Raw genomic sequence first — 1,941 nt, 5'->3', positions numbered from 1 at the left:
TGATAACTTCTTTGATTTGGGTGGGCATTCTTTGCTGGCTACTCAAGTTGTGTCTCGCTGCCGTCATGCTTTTGGGAACGAACTGACTTTAAGTATATTGTTTGAATTGCCAAAGGTAGCCGAGTTGGCAGAATATATTGAGACCGTTCGTTGGGCTAAAAAAGATTTACAAAACTCAGAATTAGGTAGTGAGGAGGTAGTATTTTGAAACTTGCTAAAACAGTTGAATTCTTATCTTATCTTCGTAGTATAGGTGTAAAATTTTCCGCTGAAGGAACACAACTTCGCTGTAATGCTTACCCAGGGATTTTAACATTGACTCTGCGTCAAGAGATAGCAGAGCGTAAAACAGAAATACTGGACTTTTTATACCAGGCTAGTCAAGTAAACGACTCTAATCAGTCACTGATTCAGCCTATTTCACGTTCGGAGGATTTGTTACTATCCTACAGTCAACAAATGATGTGGTTCTGGCATCAGCTCTTGCCAGATTATCCATTATATAATATGCTGTTGAGTCTACAACTAGAAGGTCTGCTGAACGTAACAGTCTTAGAGCAAAGTCTCAACGAAATCATCAGGCGACACGAAAACCTACGCACCTGTTTCCCCTCTGTAGACGGGAAACCCATGCAAGTAATTTATCCTGTTGCCAACATCAATCTGTCAATAGTAGAATTACCATCATCATCAGAACAAACAACTCAACTCAAACAACTAGCTAGCACTGAAGCAGAAAAACCCTTTGACCTAGCCCAAGGCCCCCTGCTGCGTGTCACCCTAGTACGACTCAGCCGAGAAACTCATATATTAATGTTAACCATGCACCACATAATATATGACGGTTGGTCTCTAGGCATACTAGCTAGGGAACTATGTACATTGTATGAAGCCTACAGTCAAGGAAACCCCTCCCCATTATCAGAACTACCCATTCAATATGCCGATTACGTCCACTGGCAACAACAGAAACTCACAGCAGAGGTATTAGAAAAACATCTGAGTTACTGGAGAGAAAAACTAGCAGGAGTTTCCCCTGTATCCCCCCTACCAACAGACCGCCCACGTCCAGAAGTACAAAGCTTCCAGGGAGGAGCAGAAAAATTTGAATTTAATCAAGAGTTAACAGAGAAACTGACCCAAGTCAGTCAGAACTTAAGTACTACCTTATTTAGCACCTTACTAAGTGCATTCTTCGTTTTACTCTCACGTTATAGTGGAGAATCAGACTTAGTAGTAGGTTTAGCAACTGCTAACCGCAACCGAGTAGAAATCGAACCCTTGATTGGTATGTTTGCTAATATCCTGGTGTTGCGTTGTCAGTGTGTAGATGATTTGACCTTTAGTGAACTATTAGATCAAGTCAAACAGACAACCCAAGAAGCCTACAAGCATCAGGATTTACCATTTGAAAAGTTAGTAGAAGAACTTCTGCCAGAAAGAAACTTAAGTTATAACCCTCTAGTACAGGTAGTATTTAACCTGGTGAGTATACCCATAACTTCTTGGAATTTACCAGGATTAAAAGTAACTCAGAGAGAGGAAGGCATCAGCACTGCCAGAATGGATTTAGAAGTACATCTGTGGGAAGCACTATCAGGCCTAGAAGGATATTTCATTTACAACACAGACCTATTTGACAGAGCAACCATCACAAGGATGATGGCACATTTTCAAACCCTACTACAAGCAATAGTAGCCAACCCCCAACAAAAAATCTCAAAACTTCCCTTAATCACAGCAGCAGAAAAACAGAAAATACTGCAGGAATGGAAAAACACCAACACAGATGACCCAGATGACAAATGTATTCATCAGTTATTTGAGGAGCAGGTAGAGAAAACACCAGATGCAATAGCATTAGTATTTGAACAACAAAAGCTGACCTATTCCCAATTAAATAGCAAAGCCAATCAACTAGCCCATTACTTGCAAAAATGG

General features: G+C 40.6%; 2 protein-coding genes. Both read left to right on the top strand.

Annotated elements, in window-relative coordinates:
* Positions 1 to 208, top strand: a 208-nt coding sequence (locus tag F6K51_RS36485) for a phosphopantetheine-binding protein (RefSeq protein WP_293030848.1), incomplete at its 5' end; no start/stop codon positions are given.
* A partial coding sequence (locus F6K51_RS36480) for a condensation domain-containing protein (protein WP_293030845.1) occupies positions 205 to 1,941 on the top strand: 1,737 nt, incomplete at its 3' end. The genes F6K51_RS36485 and F6K51_RS36480, both read left to right, overlap by 4 nt.

Source organism: Moorena sp. SIO3I8 (genome assembly GCF_010692325.1).
In the GTDB taxonomy this organism is placed as follows: Bacteria; Cyanobacteriota; Cyanobacteriia; order Cyanobacteriales; family Coleofasciculaceae; genus Moorena.
Note: the sequence above shows the minus strand (reverse complement) of the source record. Positions and strands in the feature narration are given on the sequence as shown.